Annotated in this window: 19 protein-coding genes; 11 read left to right on the plus strand and 8 right to left on the minus strand. The window is 73.5% G+C overall.

What is annotated here, in order from left to right; genetic code table 11:
- Window positions 1-74 precede the first annotated feature (74 nt).
- Entirely contained in the window at window positions 75-4,766 is a 4,692-nt protein-coding gene (locus FHX39_RS07365) for an ATP-dependent helicase (protein ID WP_183341064.1), read from the minus strand.
- A 97-nt stretch (window positions 4,767-4,863) separates the two neighbouring features.
- On the opposite strand from FHX39_RS07365, the gene FHX39_RS07370 reads away from it, so the two are divergent.
- From FHX39_RS07370 to rny, 4 genes are all read left to right on the plus strand, one after another.
- Window positions 4,864-5,058, plus strand: coding sequence for a DUF3046 domain-containing protein (locus FHX39_RS07370; protein ID WP_183337461.1), 195 nt, complete (start codon window positions 4,864-4,866; stop codon window positions 5,056-5,058).
- A gap of 333 nt (window positions 5,059-5,391) precedes the next feature.
- Window positions 5,392-6,438 (plus strand): recombinase RecA, encoded by a 1,047-nt coding sequence (recA, locus tag FHX39_RS07375; protein WP_183337462.1) that lies wholly within the window; start codon window positions 5,392-5,394, stop codon window positions 6,436-6,438.
- A 3-nt stretch (window positions 6,439-6,441) separates the two neighbouring features.
- Window positions 6,442-7,260 (plus strand): regulatory protein RecX, encoded by an 819-nt coding sequence (locus FHX39_RS22055; RefSeq protein ID WP_183337463.1) that lies wholly within the window; start codon window positions 6,442-6,444, stop codon window positions 7,258-7,260.
- A 279-nt stretch (window positions 7,261-7,539) separates the two neighbouring features.
- On the plus strand, window positions 7,540-9,306 hold the full coding sequence (gene rny, locus FHX39_RS07385) for a ribonuclease Y (RefSeq protein WP_183337464.1): 1,767 nt from the start codon (window positions 7,540-7,542) through the stop codon (window positions 9,304-9,306).
- A gap of 49 nt (window positions 9,307-9,355) precedes the next feature.
- On the opposite strand, the gene FHX39_RS07390 is transcribed toward rny, so the two are convergent.
- The 5 genes from FHX39_RS07390 to FHX39_RS07410 form a co-directional block, all read right to left on the minus strand.
- Complete coding sequence (locus tag FHX39_RS07390) at window positions 9,356-10,270, minus strand: amino acid ABC transporter permease (RefSeq protein WP_183337465.1); 915 nt, start codon at window positions 10,268-10,270, stop codon at window positions 9,356-9,358.
- On the minus strand, window positions 10,267-10,956 hold the full coding sequence (locus FHX39_RS07395; RefSeq protein ID WP_183337466.1) for an amino acid ABC transporter permease: 690 nt from the start codon (window positions 10,954-10,956) through the stop codon (window positions 10,267-10,269). Before FHX39_RS07395 ends, FHX39_RS07390 begins: the two co-directional genes overlap by 4 nt.
- A 52-nt stretch (window positions 10,957-11,008) precedes the next feature.
- Complete coding sequence (locus FHX39_RS07400) at window positions 11,009-11,854, minus strand: glutamate ABC transporter substrate-binding protein (RefSeq protein WP_183337467.1); 846 nt, start codon at window positions 11,852-11,854, stop codon at window positions 11,009-11,011.
- Between the two features lie 100 nt (window positions 11,855-11,954).
- The gene (locus FHX39_RS07405) at window positions 11,955-12,710 is read right to left on the minus strand and encodes an amino acid ABC transporter ATP-binding protein (RefSeq protein ID WP_198423293.1); all 756 of its coding nucleotides are present in this window, start codon (window positions 12,708-12,710) and stop codon (window positions 11,955-11,957) included.
- Between the two features lie 101 nt (window positions 12,711-12,811).
- Window positions 12,812-13,714: an aldose 1-epimerase family protein gene (locus tag FHX39_RS07410; RefSeq protein ID WP_183337468.1), complete on the minus strand. Its 903-nt coding sequence runs from the start codon at window positions 13,712-13,714 to the stop codon at window positions 12,812-12,814.
- A gap of 41 nt (window positions 13,715-13,755) precedes the next feature.
- Here FHX39_RS07410 and miaB point away from each other — a divergent pair, with 41 nt between their 5' ends.
- On the plus strand, window positions 13,756-15,288 hold the full coding sequence (miaB, locus tag FHX39_RS07415; protein ID WP_183337469.1) for a tRNA (N6-isopentenyl adenosine(37)-C2)-methylthiotransferase MiaB: 1,533 nt from the start codon (window positions 13,756-13,758) through the stop codon (window positions 15,286-15,288).
- Between the two features lie 25 nt (window positions 15,289-15,313).
- Window positions 15,314-16,834, plus strand: a complete 1,521-nt coding sequence (locus FHX39_RS07420; protein ID WP_183337470.1) for a hypothetical protein — start codon at window positions 15,314-15,316, stop codon at window positions 16,832-16,834.
- A 9-nt stretch (window positions 16,835-16,843) separates the two neighbouring features.
- Here FHX39_RS07420 and FHX39_RS07425 read toward each other — a convergent pair whose 3' ends face one another.
- Window positions 16,844-17,050: an antitoxin gene (locus FHX39_RS07425; protein WP_183337471.1), complete on the minus strand. Its 207-nt coding sequence runs from the start codon at window positions 17,048-17,050 to the stop codon at window positions 16,844-16,846.
- 103 nt (window positions 17,051-17,153) lie between these two features.
- Between FHX39_RS07425 and FHX39_RS07430 the strand changes: the two genes are divergently transcribed.
- From FHX39_RS07430 to dapF, 3 genes are read left to right on the plus strand one after another with little or no spacing between them, the layout of a single operon-like run.
- Window positions 17,154-17,723 (plus strand): hypothetical protein, encoded by a 570-nt coding sequence (locus tag FHX39_RS07430; RefSeq protein ID WP_183337472.1) that lies wholly within the window; start codon window positions 17,154-17,156, stop codon window positions 17,721-17,723.
- A gap of 5 nt (window positions 17,724-17,728) precedes the next feature.
- Window positions 17,729-18,655, plus strand: a complete 927-nt coding sequence (gene miaA, locus FHX39_RS07435) for a tRNA (adenosine(37)-N6)-dimethylallyltransferase MiaA (RefSeq protein WP_183337473.1) — start codon at window positions 17,729-17,731, stop codon at window positions 18,653-18,655.
- A gap of 31 nt (window positions 18,656-18,686) precedes the next feature.
- On the plus strand, window positions 18,687-19,508 hold the full coding sequence (gene dapF, locus FHX39_RS07440) for a diaminopimelate epimerase (RefSeq protein WP_183337474.1): 822 nt from the start codon (window positions 18,687-18,689) through the stop codon (window positions 19,506-19,508).
- Between the two features lie 78 nt (window positions 19,509-19,586).
- Here dapF and FHX39_RS07445 read toward each other — a convergent pair whose 3' ends face one another.
- Complete coding sequence (locus FHX39_RS07445) at window positions 19,587-19,763, minus strand: hypothetical protein (protein WP_183337475.1); 177 nt, start codon at window positions 19,761-19,763, stop codon at window positions 19,587-19,589.
- A 218-nt stretch (window positions 19,764-19,981) separates the two neighbouring features.
- Between FHX39_RS07445 and hflX the strand changes: the two genes are divergently transcribed.
- The gene (hflX, locus tag FHX39_RS07450; RefSeq protein WP_183337476.1) at window positions 19,982-21,502 is read left to right on the plus strand and encodes a GTPase HflX; all 1,521 of its coding nucleotides are present in this window, start codon (window positions 19,982-19,984) and stop codon (window positions 21,500-21,502) included.
- Window positions 21,503-21,629: 127 nt separating this feature from the next.
- Window positions 21,630-23,588 (plus strand): ATP-dependent DNA helicase, encoded by a 1,959-nt coding sequence (locus FHX39_RS07455; protein WP_183341068.1) that lies wholly within the window; start codon window positions 21,630-21,632, stop codon window positions 23,586-23,588.
- Window positions 23,589-23,609 lie beyond the last annotated feature (21 nt).

The following is a 23,609-nucleotide window of genomic DNA, read 5'->3' on the forward strand; positions in this document are numbered from 1 at the left end:
GTTCGCTCGCGCTGCAGCACGAGCGGACGTCACAAGATCGCGCGAACGCGTGATCGGAAACGGCAAGGCCGCGCTCAGACGGACGGGCGGAGCCGTAGGCCCTGCGGCGTCATCCGGAAGCCCGCCTCCTGCAGGGCCGTGCTGACGCCCGCCGAGCCGAACACGTGACCGCCGTCGGCCCGCTCCACCGTGAGCTTGCCGAGGTGACCCTGGTGCACCGCTGACGCGAGCGCCTTCGCGGCCGGTCCGAGGAGACGCTCCGCCTCGGTGAAGGACAGCAACGTCTTCCCGCCGCGCTCCACGTAGAAGACGAGGGCTCCGTCGACCAGCACGACGAGCGCCCCGGCCTTGCGGCCCGGCCGGTGGCCCTCGCGCTCCGGCCACGGCAGGGCGGCGCCGTACGCGTTGGCCGGGTCGCACGCGGCCAGCACGGTCGCCGTCGGCTCGTCCGGCTCACGCTGCTGGGCGCGCAAGCGGTCGACGGCGCCGCTGAGCGCGAACTGCGCCGCGCCCAGGCCGTCGATGAAGTAGCCGCGCCGGCACTGCCCGGTCTCCTCCATCGTCGACATCGCCCGGTACGCGGCGCCGAACCCGCCGTCGGTGTTCTCGGTCATGACGGTCCCGCGGGTGACCACGCCGTAGCGGTCGAGCAGGCCGAAGACGTGTCCGGCGAGCTGTTCGGCCGGGGTCGAGGGCGAGCGCTCGACCAGCGACCACCGTCCCGCGGTGGTCGGGGACGACAGCCGCGGCGCCCGGGCGGGACGCCGGAGCCCCTGACCGCTCAGCCGGGCGCGGTGGGTCCTGGTCGCCGGTCGGCTCGGCTTGCGGTGCGCGCCACCGCCCTCGACCAGCGCCCGTACGGGGTTGAACGTGTCGGAGCTCACCAGCCCGGCCCAGGCCAGGTCCCACAGCGCGGCGACGTACTCGGCGCGGTCGGTGACGCCGACGGGGAGCACCGAGTCGAAGAACCGGGCTCCGCCCGCCCCGAGGGCGGCCAGCAGCTCCTGCCCGCGGTAGTGCGACGGCTCCGCGCCGGCGAGCGGCGGCTCCATCCCGGCGATGACGAAGCGGACCCAGCCGTCGGAGTCGCCGACCGCGCCGTCGCCGACCCAGCCGACCTCGCCGGCGGTCATCAGCTCGTCGAGCATCGCGGGGCGGTAGTCGGCGACGCGCGCCGGCAGCACCAGGCTCTCGACCGCGCTCGCGGGGAGGGCGCAGCCGTCGAGCTGCTCGAGGACCGCGAGCACCGCGTCCGCGCCGCGCGTGCCCGACCCGATGCCCTGCCACTCGGCGAGGAAGCGGCTGAACGCCACCTGCTCGACCGGCTCGACCTCGCGCCGCAGCGCCGCGAGCGTCCGGCGCTTGACCAGGGCGAGGACCTGGCCGTGGCAGTACTGCCGCCGGTCGGACTCCGCGTCGCCCATCTCGACGAACGACCCGGCCACGATCGTGCCGGCGGCGACCAGGGCGTCGCACGCCCCCTCGACCACGGCCCGGCCGAGGCCGTAGCGGGTCGCCACCGTAGACGCCAGGAACGGTCCATGCGTCCGCGCCCAGCGCTGGACCAGGTCCTCGATCGGGCGGGGCGACGACTCGGTGAAGCTCGCGGCCACGCCGGGTGGCACCGGCACACCGAGCCCGTCCCGCAGGCGTGGGACGTCCTCGGAGACGGCGACCATGGGCTGCCCGGCGATGCGGACCTCGACGACCCGGCGGTCGAGGACGAGCCGTTCCACCGCCGCCACCGGGTCGAAGCCCGGGGCGGACCGCAGCCGCAGCTCGTCGAGCGTGAACGGGCCCGCCGTCCGGACGGTGTCGTAGAGCCGCTCGACGTCGGAGGCCTGACGCTCCTCGCTCAGCCCCTGCAGGTCGGCCTCGGTGCGCGTGATGACGTCGGCGTCGAGCAGCGACTTGAGGCCGTCCTTGCCCAGCAGCTCGGCGAGCAGCGTGGCGTCGAGCGAGAGGGCCGCCGCCTTCTTCTCGGCGAGCGGGACGTCGCCCTCGTAGACGAAGGCCCCGACGTAGCCGAAGAGCAGGGACCGGGCGAAGGGCGACGCCTCCGACGTCTCGACCTCGACGATGCGCACCGAGCGCGAGGCGACCTGGCGCTGGACCTCGAGCAGCCCGTCCAGGTCGAAGACGTCGGTCAGGCACTCGCGCATCGTCTCCAGGACGATCGGGAACTCCGGGTACTGCGCGGCGACGGACAGCAGCTGGGCCGAGCGCATCCGCTGCTGCCACAGGGGCGAGCGGGACTTGGGGTCTCGGCGGGGCAGCAGGAGCGCCCGGGCGGCGCACTCGCGGAAGCGCGAGGCGAAGAGCGCCGAACCGCCGACCTCGTCGGTCACCACGCCCTCGATGGAGTCCGGGTCGAGGAGGATCAGGTCGGCTCCCGGCGGGGTCGACTCGGTGTCGGGGACCCGGAGCACCATGCCGTCGTTCGTCGCCGTGGCCTGGACCTCGAGCCCGTAGCGCTCGCGGGCCGCGCGCTCGACGGCGAGGGCCCACGGCGTCAGGACGCCGGTGCCGAGCGCGCAGTGGACGCAGACGCGCCAGTCGCCGAGCTCGTCGCGGAACCGCTCGAAGACGATGGTCTGGTCGGTCGGCAGCGAACCCGTCGCCGCCTCCTGCTCGCGCAGGTAGGTCAGCAGGTTGTTGGCGGCGTAGTCGTCGAGCCCCGCCTCGGCGAGCCGGTCCTCGGCCTGCGCGGGCGGCAGGGAGCCGACCTCGCGGACGAAGCGGCCGAACGCGCGGCCCAGCTCGAGGGGCCGCCCGGGGGCGTCGCCCTTCCAGAACGGCAGCCGGCCGGGGACGCCCGGCGCGGGGGAGACGAGCACCTGGTCGTGGGTGATCCCCTCCACGCGCCAGCTGGTGGTGCCGAGGGTGAAGACGTCGCTGACCCGGGTCTCGTAGACCATCTCCTCGTCGAGCTCGCCGACGCGACGGCCCGCCTCGTGCCGGCCGGAGGCGTTGCCCTCGCCCACGAGGAACACGCCGAACATGCCGCGGTCGGGGATGGTGCCGCCCGAGGTGACGGCGAGCCGCTGGGCACCGGGCCGGGCCGTGAGCACGCCCGTGTCGCGCTGCCAGACCACGCGGGGACGCAGCTCGGCGAAGTCCTCCGACGGGTAGCGCCCGCTCAGCATGTCCAGCACCGACTCGTACGCGCTCCACGGCAGGTCGCGGAACACGCCCGCCCGGCGCACCAGCGCGTACAGCTCGTCGACCTTGGTCTCCTCCATGGCGACCACGGCGACGATCTGCTGGGCGAGCACGTCCAGCGGGTTGCGGAGCTCGGAGACCTCCTCGATCGCGCCCTGCCGCATCCGCTCGACGACGACGGTGGACTCGATCAGGTCGCCGCGGTGGTTGGGGAAGAAGACGCCGCGCGAGACGGCACCGACCTGGTGGCCCGCGCGTCCGACCCGCTGGAGCCCGCTGGCCACCGACGGCGGCGACTCGACCTGGACGACGACGTCCACGGCCCCCATGTCGATGCCGAGCTCCAGCGAGGAGGTCGCGACGACGCAGGGCAGCTGCCCCGACTTCAGCGCGGCCTCGATGTCGGCCCGCTGCTCCTTGCTCACCGAGCCGTGGTGGGCCCGCGCGACGATCGGGGTGAACGTGCCGTCGTGCCCGGCGGAGGAGCCCGACTGCGCCATCACCTGGGCCGGCGGGCGGCGCGGCTGCGGCGGCGCGACGGCCCCGCCCTCCGCGTCGTCGGCGTCGTCGGCATCGTCCTCGGCGTCGTCGTCGACCTCGTCCGGGACGGCCTCGGCGCGGGCCGCCTCGAGGCGCTCGGCGTTCAGCTCGTTGAGGTGGGCGGTGAGCCGCTCCGCGAGGCGGCGCGAGTTGGCGAACACGATCGTCGAGCGGTGGTCGTTGATGACGTCGAGGATCCGGTTCTCCACGTGCGGCCAGATCGACGGCGCGCGCGTCGGCTTCTCGTCCTCGAGCGAGACCTGCCCGGGGGCGGAGGAGGCGCCGAGGTCGGTCATGTCCTCGACCGGCACGACGATGTCGAGGTCCCAGCGCTTCTCCGCGGGCGGGGCGACGACGTCGACGTCGTACGGCCCGCCGAGGTAGGCCGCGACCCGCGAGGCCGGGCGCACCGTGGCGGAGAGGCCGATGCGCTGCAGCGGACGCTCGGCGCCGCCCTCCTGGACGAGAGCCTCCAGGCGCTCGATCGAGACCGCGAAGTGGGCGCCCCGCTTGCTCCCGGCGAGCACGTGGACCTCGTCGAGGATCACCGTGCGCACCGAGCGCAGGACCTCGCGGGCAGACGAGGTGAGCATGAGGAACAACGACTCGGGCGTGGTGATGAGGATGTCCGGCGGCCGGCTCACGATGGCGCGGCGCTCGGCGGGCGTGGTGTCGCCGGAGCGGACGCCCACGGTGACGCTGGGCGGCGTCTGCCCCAGCCGTAGCGCGGTCTGGGTGATCCCGGTGAGCGGGGCCCGCAGGTTGCGCTCCACGTCGACCGCCAGGGCCTTCAGCGGGGAGATGTAGAGGACGCGGCAGCGTTCCTTGGGCGGCGGGGCGGGCTCGCGGGCCAGCTGGTCGAGGGACCACAGGAAGGCGGCGAGCGTCTTGCCGGAGCCGGTCGGGGCGACCACCAGGGCGTTGCGTCCCGCCGCGATGCTGGTCCACGCCCCGCGCTGCGCCCCGGTGGGCTCGGCGAACACCTCGCGGAACCACGTCGACGTCGCCGGCGTGAAGCCGTCCAGCGGGTCGGCGGGAGCCAGGATCGCGGTCACGTCCTCCATCTTGCCCGTGGCCACCGACACTTCTGCTGGGAGCGGACGACGCCGGGGCTACGGTGGGCGCCCGCCGACGCTCCGGACCGTCGGCGACGGGGGAGCGATGAAGGAGACCGAGCTGTGGGCGCGCCTGCAGCACCACCTGGGCGCGGGCTACTACCGCGTCTGGGCCGCCGAGCAGAGCCTCCCCGACGTGGGCGGCCGGACCGTGGTGCAGGCGCTGGAGGCGGGCGTCTCGTCGAAGGACGTCTGGCGCGCGGCCTGGACCGCGCTCGAGCTGCCCGCGCGCGAGCGCTGACCCGCCGGGCCCACAGGTGGCCGCCCGCGCCACCTCGTGTGGGGGTAGGACCGCGCGGTGACGAGTGGCGCCTGGCCCCCCGTCCCGGCCGCTGGCGTCGTCGGGGGAAGGTCGGGAGCGACCTCGTCGGGCCGTGGGCGTGTCGCCTAGCCCGTCGAACACCTGTTCGGTAAGTTGTCCACCGAAGCGGAACGACGGACCGGGTTCTCCACAGGCCGGGCGCCGAGGGCGGCCGATTGTCAGGGCCCGTCCCTACAGTCTCGTCAACGACCACAGCAGTCACGCCGACGAGGCGCACACACGAAGCCCCACGGGCGAGGAAAGAGGATCACGATGGCCGCAGGCGACCGCGACAAGGCGCTGGAGTCAGCCCTCGCGCAGATCGACAAGCAGTACGGCAAGGGATCGGTGATGCGCCTCGGTGACGAGGTCCGCGTCCCGATCGAGACGATCCCGACGGGGTCGATCGCGCTCGACCTCGCCCTCGGCATCGGGGGCCTGCCGCGCGGCCGGGTCGTCGAGATCTACGGCCCGGAGTCCAGCGGCAAGACGACGGTGGCGCTGCACGCCATCGCCAACGCCCAGGCCGCCGGCGGGATCTGCGCCTTCATCGACGCCGAGCACGCGCTGGACCCCGACTACGCCGCCCGGCTGGGGGTCGACACCGACTCGCTCCTGGTGAGCCAGCCGGACAACGGTGAGCAGGCCCTCGAGATCGCCGACATGCTCGTGCGCTCCGGGGCGCTCGCCCTGATCGTCATCGACTCCGTGGCCGCGCTCACCCCGCGCGCCGAGATCGAGGGCGAGATGGGGGACAGCCACGTCGGCCTGCAGGCCCGGCTGATGAGCCAGGCCCTGCGCAAGATGACGGGTGCGCTGAGCGGCGCGGGCACGACCGCGATCTTCATCAACCAGCTGCGCGAGAAGATCGGCGTCATGTTCGGCTCTCCGGAGACGACGACCGGTGGTCGCGCGCTGAAGTTCTACTCCTCCATCCGGCTCGACGTCCGCCGGATCGAGACCCTCAAGGACGGTCAGGACGCCGTGGGCAACCGCACCCGGGTCAAGGTCGTCAAGAACAAGGTCGCGCCGCCCTTCAAGCAGGCCGAGTTCGACATCCTGTACGGGTTCGGGATCAGCCGCGAGGGCAGCCTCATCGACCTCGGCGTCGAGTGCGGGATCATCCGCAAGGCCGGTGCGTGGTTCACCTACGACTCCGACCAGCTGGGCCAGGGCAAGGAAAACGCCCGCACCTACCTCAAGACCAACCCCGACATCGCGAACGAGATCGAGAAGAAGATCAAGGAGAAGATGGGCATCGGGCCGCGCGTCGACGCTCCGGCCGGGGTCGACCCGGTCACGGGCGAGGTCGAGTTCTAAGCGGTGCCTGACGACCTCGGCGCCTCGGCCGGCGCGTGCGGGTCGCCCGCCGAGGTCGATCAGGTCTCGGCGGCCCGGGAATGGCTGCGTCGCCACGGGGTCGACCCGGGCGACGAGATACCGGCTGCCGGGACCGGTGAGCTCGGCCGAGCGGTGGAGGCCGAGAGCGGGTACGCACGCAGCCGCCGGGCGCCGTCCGTCGGCTCCGGAAGTCGGTCTCTGACCCGACGGCGGTCCCGGGACCAGGAGGACGACCTCCCGGCAGGCTCCGACGGGGACGGCGACGACGACGGCGAGGTCACCCGGCGGAAGCGCGGTCGGGGCGCTGCGGTGCCCGAGCCGGACGCCGACCCAGAAGAGCTTGCGCGGGGAGTTGTGCTGCGCAAGCTCGCCGTGCAGGCCAGGACGCGGGTGGAGCTGGAGCGGGCGCTGGCGGAGCGGGACGTGCCCGAGGAGGCCGCGGCCGCCGTGCTCGACCGGATGACCGAGGTCGGGCTCGTGGACGACGTCACCTTCGCGCACGACTGGGTGTCGTCCCGGCAGCAGCGGCGTCACCTCAGCAAGACCGCCCTGCGGCGGGAGCTCCAGACCAAGGGCGTCGAGCGCGACGTGATCGACGACGCGCTCGCCGACGTCGAAGGCGCCGACGAGCACAGCGCCGCCCTGGACCTGGCCCGCCGCCGTGCGTCCCGGATGGGCGGGCTGGAGCGTGAGGTGGCGTACCGGAGGCTCGGCGGGGTGCTGGCGCGGCGGGGGTTCTCGTCGTCGGTCACGACCCGTGTGCTCTCGGAGGTGCTCGACGGCTTCGGCCGTGACGAGTGACGACGCGTGGGGCGCCTGGGACTGCCGGTGCTTGACCCTGTCGGGGGCCGGTCCTAACCTGCCAAGACGAGGGTTTTTCTGAACGCTGGCTCGATCTTGATATGTGTGACCGTGGACCTGAACAGGGCTCCGCGGACTGAAACCCGCTGCGGCGGACTGATATCTGTACGACGTCGTGGTGCCCGGACGAGAGAGACGCTCTCGACCCGTCCGGGCTCACGGTGAGCGCTGACGAAACCCCTCGAGGTGCGCGCACGCGCCCGTGAGGAGGGAGTCACCATGGCGGGTGGAGCATTCCAAGCCCTCGTCCTTGTCCTGCTGCTGATCGTCGTGGCCGTCGTCGGCGTCGTGGCGGTCGTGCTGCTGAGGCGGTCACGGACCTCGGCGGTCCGCGTCAGCTCGGAGGCGCCAGTCGTCGAGCCGCGCGGGCTGGACGACACCGCGGCGCAGACAGCCGTGACGCCGACCCCGACGTCGAGCGCGTTGACCTCCCCGAGCGCAGCAACGTCGAGCGCGTCGACGTCGGAGCCCGACCCGGACAGCGACCCGGACGCCGAGAGCGGCGCGCCGCACCAGGCCGCGGCACCCGAGCCCGTCAAGCACGTCGGGCCGCCGTCCCCGGAGGCCGCCCAGCTCGTCGAGCAGGCGAACGAGCGTGCCGCCGAGCTGATGGCGTCCGTGGCCCAGGCCCGCGCCGCGTTCGAGGAGCAGATGCAGGCCCGCCGCGACGAGCTGCGGGCGCAGCGCGTCGACGTCGAACGCCGTGAGCACCGCCTGACTGAGCGCGAGGAGCGCCTCGACGGCGAGCTCCGTTCGCTCAACGACCAGCTGGGCGCGGTCGACGCCACCCGAGCCGAGCTCGACGAGCGTCGCGGCCGGCTGGACGAGGCGGAGGTCGAGCGGCTGGCCGCCCTCGAGCGTGTGGCCGGGCTGACCGCCGAGCAGGCCAAGTCCGAGCTGGTCGCCGGCGTGGAGCACGACGCCAAGCGGCAGTCGGTGCTGGTCGCCCGGGAGATCGAGCGCAAGGCGCTGCGCGAGGCCGACGAGCGGGCCCGGAACATCGTCGTCGGGGCCATCCAGCGCGTCGCGTCCGACCAGACGTCCGAGTCCGTCGTGTCCGCGGTGCACCTGCCGGGCGACGAGATGAAGGGCCGGATCATCGGGCGCGAGGGGCGCAACATCCGCGCCTTCGAGCAGGTGACCGGGGTCAACGTCATGATCGACGACACCCCCGAGTCCGTCCTCCTCTCCTGCTTCGACCCGGTCCGCCGCGAGACCGCGCGGCTCACGCTGACCGAGCTGGTCAAGGACGGGCGCATCCACCCGGCCCGCATCGAGGAGGTCCACGAGCGCAGCCGGGGTCAGATCGAGGCGCTGTGCCTGCAGGCCGCGGAGGACGCGATGGCCGACGTCGGCATCACCGACCTGCACCCGGCGCTGGTCTCCATCCTCGGCACGCTGCGCTACCGGACGTCGTACGGGCAGAACGTCCTCAAGCACATGGTCGAGAGCGCCCACCTCGCCGGTCTGATGGCCGGCGAGCTGGGGCTCGACATCGCCCAGTGCAAGCGGTCGGCGTTCCTGCACGACATCGGCAAGGCGCTCACCCACGAGGTCGAGGGCTCCCACGCGATGGTCGGGGCCGACCTGGCCCGGCGCTACGGCGAGAACGCCGACGTCGTGCACGCGATCGAGGCCCACCACAACGAGGTCGAGGTGCGCACCGTCGAGGCCGTTCTGACGCAAGCGGCGGACGCCATCAGCGGCGGACGGCCCGGCGCTCGCCGGGAGACGCTGGAGGCGTACGTCCAGCGGCTGGAGAAGCTCGAGCAGATCGCCGGCGACCGGGACGGCGTGGAGAAGGTGTTCGCCATGCAGGCCGGGCGCGAGATCCGGGTGATGGTCGCGCCCGAGGAGATCGACGACATCGCGGCCCAGGTGCTGGCCCGCGACATCGCCAAGCAGATCGAGGAGGACCTGACCTACCCCGGTCAGATCAAGGTCGTCGTGGTGCGGGAGTCGCGGGCGACCGAGACCGCACGCTGAGCGAACGTCCGCCGGGTCGGGCCCCGGCGGGCGGTCGAGTGTGCGCGGCTCAGCGGAGCGGGGGCCCCTCGACCGAGGCCGGCCCGGCCGCCACCAGACCGGGTCCCGCCGGACCGGCTCCACCGGCGACCGGACCCGCCGTGCGCTGCGCCCGCTTCAGGCGACGCTCGACGACCCGGGCGACCACCGTCAGCGTGTAGTTGAGGGCGATGAAGAGCGCTGCGACCACGATCAGGGTCGGGATCAGGTTCCCGTAGACCGTGGACAGCGTCGTGCCGGACCGCAGCAGCTCGGTGAAGCTGATGATGTAGCCCAGCGCGGTGTCCTTGAGGATCACCACGAGCTGGCTGATCAGCGACGGCAGCATGGCGGTGACCGCCTGCGGCAGCAGCACCGTGACCAGCGTCTGACGTGGCGTCAGCCCGATCGCCAGACCGGCCTCGCGCTGACCCTTGGGCAGGGCGAAGACCCCGGAGCGGATCAGCTCGGCGATGACGGCGGAGTTGTAGAGGGTCAGACCGCCGACGACGCCGACGAACGTCGAGGTGTCACCCAGGACGCCGAGCACGAAGATGCAGAAGTAGTAGACGAACAGCATCATCACGAGCACCGGCACCGAGCGCAGGAACTCGACGAGGGCGCCGCAGACCATGCGGACGGGCCGGGCCTCGGACAGTCGGCCGAGGCCGAGCAGCACGCCGAAGACGCCCGACAGGACGACCGCGGCCCCCGCCGCCTTGAGCGTGGCCAGCAGGCCCGGGAGCAGGTAGGACGTCCACGTCTCCGGGTCGAGGAACGGGGCCCACTTCTGCGCGGTGAACTGGTTGTTGTCGGGCGACGCCAGCGCGCGGACGAGGACGAGCAGCAACGCCGCGATCAGGAGGACGCCGACGACGCCGAGCACCCGGTAGAGCCGTCGCGCCCGGGGCCCCGGGACGTCGAAGAGGACGGCCTGGGCGCTCATCGCTGCACCACCAGACGCCGGGACAGGCTGGTGAACAGCAGACCGGTCGGCAGCGTGAGCACGACGAAGCACGCGGCCACGAGCAGGAAGATCGCGTACAGCAGCGACGGGTTGAGCTCGATCATCCCGCGCATCACGTACGACAGCTCGGCGACGCCGATCGTGGCGACCACGGTCGTGTTCTTGGTCAGCGCGATGAGCGTGTTCCCGAGCGGCGCGATCGCCCCGCGGAACGCCTGCGGCAGGATCACCTCGCGCAGCGAGGCGCCGAACCCCAGCCCGATCGCCCGGGCCGCCTCCGCCTGACCCTGCGGCACGGTGTTGATGCCGCTCCGCAGGGCCTCGGCGACGAACGAGGCGTGGTAGACCGACAGCGCGATCAGCCCGAACCGGAAGTTGTTGTCGACGATCTCGGTCGGCGACCCCGCCGCCGCCAGGCTCACCCCGAGCGTGTTCAGCAGCCCGAAGGCGCAGAAGAACACGATCAGGGTGAGCGGCGTGTTGCGGATCAGGGTCACGTACGCCGTCCCGAAGGCCTGCAGCACCCCGACGGGGGACACCCGGCAGACGGCGACGACCGTCCCGACGACCAGCGCCCCGATGGCCGACCAGAAGGTCAGCTTGACCGTCATCCAGAAGGCCGCCAGGACGTCGTAGCTCTCCAGGAGCGTCGACAACGCGTCCATCAGGCGCGGGCCGCCGACGCGCCGGCCCGCACGGGCCGGCAGCGCACCAGGATCACGAGCAGGGCTCGGGCGTGGGCGGGTTCGTGGCGGCGTCGGGCTTGAAGTCGGCGCCGACGGTGTCGTCGAGCGCCTTCTGCCACGCGCCGTCCGAGACCATCTTGGTGATCGCCGCGTTGACCTTCTCGCACGTCGCGGTGTCGCCCTTCATGAGCCCGACGCCGTACTTCTCGGTGGAGAAGGTCTGACCGACCACCTTGAGCTTGCCCTCGTACTGCGGCTGCGCGGCGAAGCCCGCGAGGATGACGTTGTCGGTCGTGACCGCGTCGATCCGGCCGCTGTTCAGCGCCTCGACGCACTTGGAGTACGTGTCGTACTCCTGCAGCTGCACCTGGCCCGCGAACTGGTCCTGCACCTTCTTGGCCGAGGTGGACCCGGTGACCGAGCACAGCTTCTTGCCGTTCAGCGCGTCCGGCCCGGTGATGTCGGAGTCCGCCTTGACCAGGAGGTCCTGGCCCGCCACGAAGTACGGGCCGCCGAACGACACCTTCTGCTTGCGGTCGTCGGTGATCGAGTAGGTCGCGAAGATCATCTTGACCTGGCCGCTCTGCAGCAGGGTCTCGCGCTGGGCGGACGGGGCCTCCTTGAAGGTCACGTCGGTGTAGCCGAGCTCCTTGGCCACGTACTGCGCGACCTCGACGTCGAACCCCTTGAACTCGCTGCCGACCTGCTGGCCGAGCCCGGGCTGGTCGAACTTGATCCCGACCGTCACGGGCCCGCCGGCGCCGGCGGAGCCGCCGCTGCCGGCCTCGGGGACGGCGTTCTCCGCGCTGGCGCAGGAGGCCGTCGTCAGGGCGAGCCCGGCCGCTGCTAGGGCTCCGAGGATCTGGTTGCGTGTCATCGTCTCTGCCTCCGGTGTCGGCGGGGGCTGGGGTGGCCAGCCGCCCGCTCCTGGACGAACGTCCGCGCGCCGGTCGGCGCACGGGGTGGGGGAGCAGTCCTCAGTGGGTGAGGATCTTGCTCAGGAAGTCCTGCGCGCGCTCGGTCCGCGGGGACGTGAAGAACGACTCGGGGCCGCCCTCCTCGACGATCTTCCCGTCGGCCATGAAGACCACGCGGTTCGCGGCCTTGCGGGCGAAGCCCATCTCGTGGGTGACGACGACCATGGTCATCCCGCCCTTGGCGAGCCCGACCATGACGTCGAGGACCTCGTTGACCATCTCCGGGTCGAGGGCCGAGGTCGGCTCGTCGAAGAGGATGACCTTCGGGTCCATCGCCAGCGCGCGGGCGATGGCGACGCGCTGCTGCTGCCCGCCCGAGAGCTGGGCCGGGTACTTGTCGGCCTGGGACTCGACGCCGACCCGGGTCAGCAGCTCCAGCCCGCGCTCGCGGGCCTGGGCCGCGGGGACCTTGCGGACCTTGATCGGTCCGAGGGTCACGTTCTCGAGCACGGTCTTGTGCGCGAAGAGGTTGAACGACTGGAAGACCATCCCCACGTCGGCCCGCAGGTTCGCGAGCGCCCGGCCCTCCTCGGGCAGCCGCTCGCCGTCGATGGTGATCGAGCCCGACCCGATCGTCTCCAGCCGGTTGATCACCCGGCACAGCGTGGACTTGCCGGAGCCCGACGGGCCCAGCACCACCACGACCTCGCCCTTGGCCACCGTGAGGTTGACGTGCTGCAGGACGTGCAGGTCGCCGAAGTGCTTGTCGACGTCCTCCAGCACGACCAGCGGAGGTCCGACGCCTGGGGCTTCCATCGTCGCAAAGTAGTGGGAGACGGGGCCCCGGCGACAGCCCCCGGGCCGGGCGTCACCCAAAGGAACCGCAATTGTTACGGTTCTTTTGGCATATAGCCCGTCTATCGACCTCGAATCCCCCACCGGAACGACAAGGTTTCGCCCGGCGCCACGACCCGCATCCCGGCGTGCGTCGGGCCCTCGTTGAAGGCGTCCGGGCCGCAGGTCATCGGCTCCACGGCGATGCCCACGTCGCGCCGCTTCTCGCCGGTGAAGACCTGCGCCCAGCCGAAGGAGGCGTCGGCCCAGAGCGCGGCGTAGCGGTCCTCACGCTCCAGCGTGGCGGTCCAGCCGCCGGTGTCGTCGCGCACGAGGTCGGTGTACGCGGTGTCGAGCACCCGGTCGCCCACCGGGGAGCCGTCGCGCAGGTCGAGTCCGGTGCCGTCGACGGGGGAGACCGCGACGGGCAGGAGCCGGTCGTCCACCTCGAGCCGGCTGGCCGCGGGCAGCGTCACGCGCACCTGATCCACCGAGTTCTCGCCGACGGTGAGGTAGGGGTGGGCGCCGTAGCCGAAGGGCACGTCCGCCTCCCCGACGTTGGTCGCCTCGAGGGTGACGTGGAGCCCGTCCTCGGTCAGCCGGTAGGTCAGCTCCGCGTGCAGGACGCCCGGCCACCCCGGCTGGCTGTAGATCGTGAGCCCGGCCACGACGTGGGACTCCCCGTGCTCGACCACCGTCCACGGCACGTAGCGCGCGAGCCCGTGGCTGGCGTTGTGGCGCGGCGGCTCGCTGAGGACGAGCTGCTGGGTCTTGCCGGCCCACGGGTAGCGGCCGTCGCGGATCCGGTTGGGCCACGGCACGAGCTGCTGGCCCCGGCCCCCGGAGACCGGCTCGTCGGCGGCGTACCCCTTCACCACGTCGAGCCCGCCGACGGTGTAGCGCCGCAGGCCTGCGCCCAGCTCGGTGACCGTCGCCTCCTGGTCCCCGAGCACGAGGTCGAGCTGCTTCCCGGTGGGGTACGTCACGGATCGCACTCTAGAGCGGGCGCGATTACGCTGGCCGGGCCATGACCCTGACCGCGATCCCGACGAGCACCCGCGCTGCCGACCCCACCTCCGAGGGTGCGGGGCGGACGTACGCGATCCGCACGCACGGCTGCCAGATGAACGTGCACGACTCCGAGCGGCTGGCCGGGCTGCTGGAGGAGGCGGGGTACGCGAAGGCGCCGGGTGATCTGGCCGACGTCGTCGTCTTCAACACCTGCGCGGTGCGCGAGAACGCCGACAACAAGCTCTACGGCACGCTCGGGCTCCTGCGCCGGGACAAGAAGGCGCACCCGGACATGCAGATCGCGGTCGGCGGCTGCCTGGCCCAGAAGGACCGCGGCGAGATCACCCGCCGGGCGCCGTGGGTCGACGTCGTCTTCGGCACCCACAACATCGGGTCGCTGCCGACGCTCCTCGAGCGGGCCCGCGTCGAGGAGGCCGCCCAGGTCGAGATCGCCGAGTCCCTGGAGCGTTTCCCCTCGACCCTGCCCACGCGGCGCGACAGCGCGTACGCGGCGTGGGTGTCGGTGAGCGTCGGCTGCAACAACACCTGCACGTTCTGCATCGTGCCGTCGCTCCGCGGGCGCGAGGAGGACCGCCGGCCCGGCGAGATCCTGGCCGAGATCGAGATGCTCGTCGCCGAGGGCGTGCAGGAGGTCACCCTGCTCGGGCAGAACGTGAACGCGTACGGCGTCGAGTTCGGCGACCGCGGGGCGTTCGCCAAGCTGCTGCGGGCCTGCGGTCAGGTCGAGGGCCTCGAGCGCGTCCGCTTCACCTCGCCGCACCCCCGCGACTTCACCCCCGACGTCATCGCGGCCATGGCCGAGACGCCGAACGTCATGCCCCAGCTCCACATGCCGCTGCAGTCGGGCTCGGACCGGGTCCTGCGCGCGATGCGGCGCTCCTACCGCAGCGACAAGTACCTGCGGATCATCGACGACGTGCGCGCCGCGCTGCCGCAGGCCGCCATCACCACCGACATCATCGTGGGCTTCCCCGGCGAGACCGAGGAGGACTTCCAGGCCACGCTCGACGTCGCCGCGGCGTCGCGCTTCGCCGCGGCCTTCACGTTCCAGTACTCGATCCGCCCGGGCACGCCGGCGGCGACGATGCCGGACCAGGTGCCGCGCCAGGTCGTCCAGGAACGCTACGAGCGGCTCGTCGCGCTCGTCGAGGACATCGCCTGGTCGGAGAACCGGGCGCAGGTCGGGCGGACGCTCGAGGTCATGTTCGCCGACGGCGAGGGCCGCAAGGACGCCGCGACCGCCCGGATGTCCGGGCGGGCCCGCGACAACCGGCTGGTCCACGTCCGTGTGCCGGAGGACCCTGCCGCCCAGCCCCGTCCCGGCGACCTGGCCGACGTCGTGGTCACCTACGCCGCGCCGCACCACCTCACGGCCGACGACGGGGTGCTCGACCTGCGGCGTACGCGGGGTGGCGACGCCTGGGCGGCCCGCCAGGCCGGCGCCGGACCGGCGCGACCCGTCGTGAGCCTCGGCCTCCCGGCGATCGGCGTGCCCGCGCCTCTCGCGCCCGCGAACGCCTGCGGCTGAGCCCCCGGGCTGGCACCCTGCTGCCATGCCTGACGACTGGAGCTGGTTCTTCAGCAGCGAGTACGGCCGTGACCGGATGCTGCGTGAGGAGGTCGAGGGGCTGCAGGCCAGCGCGTCGGCGAGCTCGGCCCAGTCCGCGCGGCTGAGCAGCCAGCTCCGGACGTTGCAGGGCTCGATCGAGTCCCGGCTGCAGGCGCTGTCGACGGCGTTCGACGCCTACGTCGAGCTCGGGGACGTGCGTGAGCAGCTCGCCGCCCACCCCGACACGAGCGCCGTCCGGCGTGACGTCCTCCGCGCGCTGACGGTGCTGGAGCAGCGCGGCGTCCCCGAGCCCGTCGACGGGCGCGACGTCGACTACTGGCTCGTCGACGCGGCGAACGAGGTGCTCCGGCTGGCGTCCACGAGCGGGGTGGCCGACGTCGCCCCGACGCCGGGGACCAGCCAGGAGCACGAGACGTTCGTGGTCGCGGCGCTCGGGTGGCTCGGTCACGGGGATCGCGTGGCCGCCCGGGTCGCGCCGCTGCTGGTCGGGGACGGTGCGCTCGCCGCGCCGCAGGTCCTGCTGTGGCGGGCGGCCACGCACGGCCTGTACGGCGACGTCCTCGGTACGGTCCGCGAGAGCTGGGGGACCGACCTCGACCTGGGTGGGTCCACCTGGGACGCGTTCGCGCAGCGGGCCGCCGGCTCCGCGGAACCGGTCGCCGTGCTCCGCCGGTTCCAGGAGGTGCTCGACGGGACCTGGACACCGGATGTTGCGCCGACCGCGACCGCGGACGCCGTCCCCTCCAAGGACGCCCCGCCCACCGACGACCGGGCCGCGCTGCGCCGGCTGCTGGACGCCCTGGTCGGTGCCGGTCTGGGCGACGAGCGGGCCCTGCTGGAGCGCGCCCGGGTGCTCCGGGCCCGGATCGAGGACCCGGGGGCGGTCGAGGCCGACCCGCAGGCCGAGCCGCCCCGGACGAGCACGACCGACCTCGTGCAGCAGGCGCTGCTCGACCCGGGCACCACGTCGGACGCGCGCCGACGGCTGGCGGCGTGGGCGCGCCCCGGCCTGGAGGCGGCCGCACAGGAGATCGGCGTCCGGGTGGCGGCCGAGCAGCCCGGTCCGGTCGTGGCGAGCACGCCGCTGGGTCAGGTGGAGGTCGGGACCGACGGTGCCGACCCGGCCCGTCTGGCGCAGCTCGACGTCCTGGCGGACCAGCGCTGGGCCACGCCTCGGTCACGGGTGCTGGTGCCCGGGGTCCTGGCCGGCGTCGCGCTCGTGGTCGGGCTGGTCCTGCTCGCCATGGAGCTCGGGGCCCTCGGGGTGTTCCTGCTGGTCGTCGCCGTGGTGGCCGGCGGCCTCACGCTCCGCGAGCTGTTCCGGGCCCGGACGCGACGCCGCGAGCTGGCCGACGCCCGGCAGCGGGTGCAGCAGAAGGTTGCCGAGGCCCGGGAGGTGGCGGTCGCCGCGCGTCAGGCCGCGCAGGAGAAGAAGGCGCAGGTCGCCGGGCTGGCCCGGGCGGTCGTCGAGAGCGGGACGCCGGCGGGCCCCGACCTGCGCTGAAGCCGGACCCTAGACCGGACGGCCCGTGTCCGGCGGCGTGTCGCGGCGCGCCTGCTCGCCGAGCTTGTCCTTGGCCAGGTCGGCGACGCGGTCGATGTGCGAGGCGTGCTTGCCGCCGGTCCGCTTGTCGGCCTCGCCCGCCACCCGGTCGACCAGGGGGTCGATCTTGTCCGCGTGCTTCTCCAGCGCGTCACGTGCCTTGTCGAAGATGCCCATCGTCCAAGCCTAGGCGGGCGGTCGGTCCTCGGCCCCCGTCCCAATAGGCTGACGATCAGCCGAACCCCTTCCGGGTGGTCGGCACCACCGTCGGGAGGTCCTCGTGGTCGCCGACGACCCGACGCAGGCCGGCCCGCTGCCGTCCTTCTCCGGCCTCGGCGGGGAGCAACGCTTCCGGACCGAGGTCGCCCGGGCCACCGCGGGCGTCGACGCGAGCGGGCGTTGGTTGGTGGCCCTGCCTCCGCTGCTGCGCCGGCTGGTGGACTACGACGCCCTGTGGCTGGGGCGCCTCGACGACGCCTCCGGGCGGTACCTGCCCCTGATCGAGGACGGCGCCGCCGAGTCGCTGCACCGGCTCTTCGCCGACGACGTCGGGGCGGCCGACGTCCGTCGGCTCGGGCTGCGTCGACCCGGCTGGCCGATGCTCGGGCACCGGATCGCGGCGCAGCTCGCCGGGCTCCAGGGGTGGCGGGACTACCTCGCCCCGGCCGGCTTCCACGACGGGCTCGGCGTCGGCCTCATGACCGCCGACGACCGGCACGTCGGCTACCTCACCCTGCTGACCTACCGGCGCGAGACCGCCACGGCCATGGCGGCGGCGCTGCTCCACGCCGTCAACCCCCTCCTCGCGGGCGCCGTCGACCGGACCACGGTCCCGCGGGCACCAGACTGAGCGCCATGACGATCGTGATCGTGGGCCCGACCGCATCCGGGAAGTCCGGGCTCGCGGTCGCCCTCGCCCTCGCGTACGCGGCGCGCGGGCAGCCCGCCGAGGTGGTCAGTGCGGACTCGATGCTGGTCTACCGCGGCATGGACGTGGGCACGGCCAAGCCGTCGGCCCGCGAGCGCGCCGGCGTGGTGCACCACCTCGTCGACGTGCTGGACGTGACCCAGACCGCGACGGTGGCCGGGTTCCAGAGCATGGCCCGGGCCGCGGTCGCCGGCTGCCGGGCGCGCGGGGTCGTGCCGATCCTCGTCGGGGGGTCGGCCCTCTACGTCCGGGCCGTGGTCGACGCGTTCGAGTTCCCCGGGACGGACCCGGCCTTGAGGGGCCGCCTCGAGGCGGAGCTGGCGGAGGTCGGGCCGGAGGCGCTGCACGCCCGCCTGGCCGAGCGCGACCCCGGGGCGGCGGCCCGGATCGAGCCCGCCAACGGCCGTCGCGTCGTCCGGGCGCTCGAGGTCGGCGAGATCACCGGACGGCCGTACGTGGCGGAGCTCCCGGAACGTCGGTACGCGCTGCCGGACGTCGTCCAGATCGGCCTCGACGTGCCGAGGCCGATGCTCGACGAGCGGATCCGGCGCCGGGTCGACCTGATGTGGGAGGCCGGCCTGGTCGACGAGGTCCGGCTCCTGGAACGGTCCGGGCTCCGCGACGGGGTGACGGCGTCGCGGGCGCTCGGCTACCGCCAGGTCCTGCAGCACCTCGACGGCGAGGTCGACGAGGCCACCGCCCGCGAGGCGACGGTCGTCGCGACCCGGAAGTTCGCGCGTCGGCAGGACGGCTGGTTCCGCAAGGACGAGCGCATCACCTGGCTGGAGCACGACCGTCCCGACCTGGTCGACGCGGCCCTCGTCCTCGCCGGCCCCGAGGGGACCGGAGCCTGAGGCGTGCCGCGACCGGTGGGACGATAGGGCCGTGCGGCGGTGGAGGTTCAGCAAGGGGCACGGCACGCAGAACGACTTCGTCGTCCTGCTCGACCGGGAGAACACCCTCGACATGTCGGACGACGACGTGCGGTGGCTGTGCGACCGGCGCGCCGGGATCGGCGGTGACGGTCTGCTGCGGGCGGTGCGGGCCCGGCACGTCCCGGAGTGGGACGGCGACCCCGACCTGTGGTTCATGGACTACCGCAACGCCGACGGCTCGCTGGCGCAGATGTGCGGCAACGGCGTACGCGTCTTCGTCCGCTACCTGCTGGACGAGGGCCTCGCCACCGGTCCGGACGTCGACGTCGCCACCCGCGCGGGTCTGCGGCCCGCGTCGGTCCTGGCGGACGGTCGGGTGCGGGTCGCGATGGGGCCGGTCGCGGTGGGTGACGGCGCGGTGCACGTGTCGACCGCCGACGGGTCCGAGTTCGAGGCGACGCCCGTCGACGTGGGCAACCCGCACGCCGTGAGCTTCGGTCCGCCCCGGGCGCTCGACCTGACCCGCCCGCCCGCGTGGGCACCGGCCACGGCCTTCCCCGAGGGCGTCAACCTGGAGTTCGTCGAGACGGTCGGCGCACGCCACGTCGCGATGCGGGTCTACGAGCGCGGGGTGGGCGAGACGCGCTCCTGCGGGACCGGCACGGTCGCGGTGGTCGCGGCGAGCCAGGCGCGCGACGGCGACGGGGACGGCACGTGGACCGTCGACGTCCCCGGCGGGCAGGTCGAGGTCGAGCTGGCCGACGGTCAGGCCTGGCTGACCGGACCGGCGGTGCTGGTCGCGTACGGCGAGGTCACCCTGCCGAACGCCTGACCACCGCAGCCGCGCGCCGTCGGCACAGCCGCCCAGGCTGCGGCCTGAGCGGCTGTGCGCAGGGTGCGCGGCTCTGTGTCAGCGAGCGGCGGTGTGGTGCAGCGCGGGGTGGCGCGGGTCGAAGGCCAGGGCGCGCCTCACGGCGTTCCACACGGGAGCGAGCTCGTCGCGGTAGACGACGGCGACGGCGGTCAGCGGGATGCCGAGGCAGAGGACGCCGAGGGCGGCCAGGAGCAGGGTGACGAACGTGGTCATGAGGGTTGTCTCTTTCGCTTGACGATGAAGGAGACAACGTTGTCAACGTCCAGGGTAGCGACCGTCGGGCGTGTTCGCACGCGGCGCGTCGAGGTGGTGTCCGCCGATCCGGTCGCGGGACCGTGGCGCGTCGGCGCCGTCGGCTCGGCAGAAGGACCTGTGGACAGCGGCCGAAGCAGGTGCCCACGGTTGGCCCTGCGTGAGAGTCTGGGGACAAGATGAGTCTGCCTCGCACCGATGACCCCACGCTCGACGACGACGCCGTCCGACCCGAGGACGAGCTGGTCGTCGAGACCGTCCGCCGACCCCGCGCACCCCGACCCGTCGATCCCGACGGCGTCGACGGCGAGCAGCTCGACCGCGCCGACCGGCAGTCGCTGCGCCGCGTCGGAGGCATGTCGACCGAGCTCGCCGACATCAGCGAGGTCGAGTACCGCCAGCTGCTGCTGGAGCGGGTCGTCCTCGTCAGCGTCTGGACGACGGGCAGCCAGGTCGACGTCGACAACTCGGTGGCCGAGCTCAAGCTGCTCGCCGAGACGGCCGGTTCCCAGGTGCTCGAGGGTCTCGTCCAGCGCCGCGCGATCCCCGACCCGGCCACGTACATCGGGTCCGGCAAGGTCGCCGAGCTGCGCGAGGTCGTGGTGTCGACGGGCGCCGACACCGTGATCTGCGACGGCGAGCTCAGCCCCGCCCAGCTGCGCAACCTCGAGGACAAGGTCAAGGTCAAGGTCATCGACCGGACCGCGCTGATCCTCGACATCTTCGCCCAGCACGCCAAGAGCGCGGAGGGCAAGGCCCAGGTCGAGCTCGCGCAGCTCAACTACCTCAAGCAGCGCCTGCGCGGCTGGGGTGGCAACCTCTCGCGCCAGGCCGGTGGTCGCGCCGCCGGCGGTGCGGGCATCGGTGGCCGCGGACCGGGTGAGACCAAGCTGGAGACCGACCGCCGCCGGATCAACCACCGCATCTCGCGCCTGCGCAGCGCGCTGCGGGACATGGACGGCACGCGGGAGACGAAACGGGCCGAGCGGCGGCGCCACCAGGTGCCGTCGGTCGCGATCGTGGGCTACACCAACGCGGGCAAGTCGAGCCTCCTCAACCGGCTCACCGGGGCGGGCGTGCTCGTCGAGGACGCGCTGTTCGCGACGCTGGACCCGACCACGCGTCGTTCGGCCACCGTGGACGGGCGGGTCTTCACGCTCACCGACACCGTCGGGTTCGTCCGGCACCTGCCCCACGACCTGGTCGAGGCCTTCGCGTCCACGCTGGAGGAGTCGGCGCAGGCCGACCTCCTGCTCCACGTGGTCGACGGGTCGGACCCCGACCCCGAGGGCCAGATCCACGCCGTGCACGAGGTGCTGACGCAGATCGGCGCGGGCACCGTCTCCGAGCTCGTCGTGATCAACAAGTCGGACCTGGCCACCCCCGACGCGATCGCCGCGCTCCGGGCGCGCCACCGCGACGCGGTCGTCGTGTCGGCCCGGACGGGCGAGGGCTTCGAAGAGCTCCGGCGCACGCTCGAGTCCCGGCTGCCCCGGCCCGAGGTCGAGGTCCACGCGCTGATCCCGTACGAGCGGGGCGACCTGCTCGACCGGGTGCACCAGGCCGGCGAGCTGCTCACCACCGAGCACACCGGCGAAGGGACGCTCGTCGTCGCGCGGGTGAACGCCGACCTGGCCGGCGAGCTCGCCGTCTTCGAGCGGGGGAGCGTGCCCGCGGACCCCACCGTCCGCGGTGCCTGAGCAGACCCTCACGGCGCCGACCGGTTCGACCCGGCCGGCGTCCGAGGCGGCGAAGCCCGGCCACCGCCAGGTGCTGGACGACGCCGTCGCCGGCATCGGCGGCTCCGACCGGCCGGGTCAGCACGCGATGGCCGACGCGGTCGCCCAGGCGCTCGGTGACGGGCGGCACCTCCTCGTCCAGGCGGGGACGGGCACCGGCAAGTCGCTCGGCTACCTCGCCCCCGCCCTGGTCTGGCTGACCGAGCACCCGGGGGAGCGGATCGTCGTGGCGACCGCGACGCTCGCGCTGCAGGCCCAGCTCGCGCACGCCGACATCCCGGCCGCGATCGACGCGGTCGAGCACGTGACCGGCAAGCGCCCCGAGTTCTCCGTGCTCAAGGGCCGCAGCAACTACGCCTGCCTGCTCCGGGTGCGGGACGGCGGCACGTCCGACCAGGGCACGCTGATCTCCGCGGACGACCTGGTGGCGACGGCCCGGACCGCCCCGACCGCCGACTCCGCGCTCGGGGCCGAGGTCCTGGCCCTGCGCGAGTGGGCCGAGGACCAGGCGTCGACCGGCGGCGTCGCGGACCGTGACGACGCCCCCACCCACAGCGACCGGGCCTGGCACCAGGTGTCGGTCCCCGCCCGGGAGTGCCTGGGGGCCCAGCGGTGCCCGCACGGGGACTCCTGCCTGGTCGAGGTCTCCCGCGACCGGGCGCGTTCCGCGAGCCTCGTCGTCACCAACCACGCGCTCCTGGCGATCGACGCGATGCAGGGCGGGACGGCGGTGCCCGAGCACCGGGCCGTCATCGTGGACGAGGCGCACGAGCTCGTCGCCCGCGTGACCGGCGCGGCCTCGGGCGAGCTGAGCCCGCAGCAGGTCGAGCGGGTCGGCAAGCGGGCCGTGACGTTCCTGTCCGACGAGACGGCCCTGGAGCTGCTCGAGTCCGCCGACGACCTGCGCGAGGCGCTGGACGAGTCGCCGCTCGAGCGCGTCGAGGACCCGTCCTCGGCCTTCGTCGCGGCCGTGGAGCGGGTGCGTGCCGCGTCGCGGGCCGCAGTCTCCGGGCTCACGAGCGGCTCGGAGAAGGCGAGCCCCGAGCAGCGGCAGGCCGCCGCGGCGGTGAGTGAGGTCTTCGACGTCGCCGAGCGGATGGCCGCGCTGTCGGCGTACGACGTGGTGTGGGTGACCGAGCGGGAACGTTCCGGGCGCGAGGCGCGCGTCGCGCCCCTGTCCGTCGCCGGGCTCATGCGCTCCGCGGTGTTCGGCGAGCGCACGGTCGTGCTCACCTCGGCCACCCTCAAGCTCGGTGACGACTTCGGGCCCAGCGCGGGCAGCCTCGGGCTGCGGGCCCGGGACCGCGACGACGAGTCCTCGCCGTACGTGCCCGTCGCGTCCGGCGGGGACAAGGCCGGCGCCGACGTCGTCGTCCCGTGGCGCGCCCTCGACGTCGGGTCGCCCTTCGACTACCGCCACCAGGCGATCCGCTACGTCGCCCGGACCCTGCCGACCCCGGGGCGCGACGGGATGAGCAAAGAGGTTCTTGACGAGATCGCCGAGCTGGTGTGGGCGGCCGGGGGGCGCACCCTCGGGCTGTTCTCGTCGCGGCGGGCCGCCGAAGCCGCGGCGGTGCACGTCCGGCGGCAGCTGCCCAAGATGACGATCCTGTGCCAGGGCGACGCCCAGCTCTCCGACCTGACCCGCCGCTTCACCGCGGAGGAGACGACGAGCCTCTTCGGCACGCTCTCGCTCTGGCAGGGCGTCGACGTCCCGGGCGCGACCTGCCAGCTCGTGATCATCGACCGCATCCCCTTCCCCCGGCCCGACGAGCCGCTCACGCTGGCCCGGCAGAAGGCGGTCGCTGACGCGGGCGGGAACGGCTTCATGAGCGTCGCGGCCACCCACGCCGCGCTGCTGCTCGCGCAGGGCTCCGGCCGCCTGGTGCGCCGCAGCAGCGACCGCGGGGTCGTCGCGGTGCTCGACCCGCGGCTGGTGACCGCGCGCTACGGGTCGTTCCTGCGCGCGTCCATGCCCGACATGTGGGAGACCACCGACCGCGAGATCGCCGTGGGGGCGCTCCGTCGGCTGGCCGAGACGCCGTAGGGCGGCCGACCGGACGCCGAC

Source organism: Microlunatus antarcticus (assembly GCF_014193425.1).
GTDB classification, from domain to species: domain Bacteria; phylum Actinomycetota; class Actinomycetes; order Propionibacteriales; family Propionibacteriaceae; genus Microlunatus; species Microlunatus antarcticus.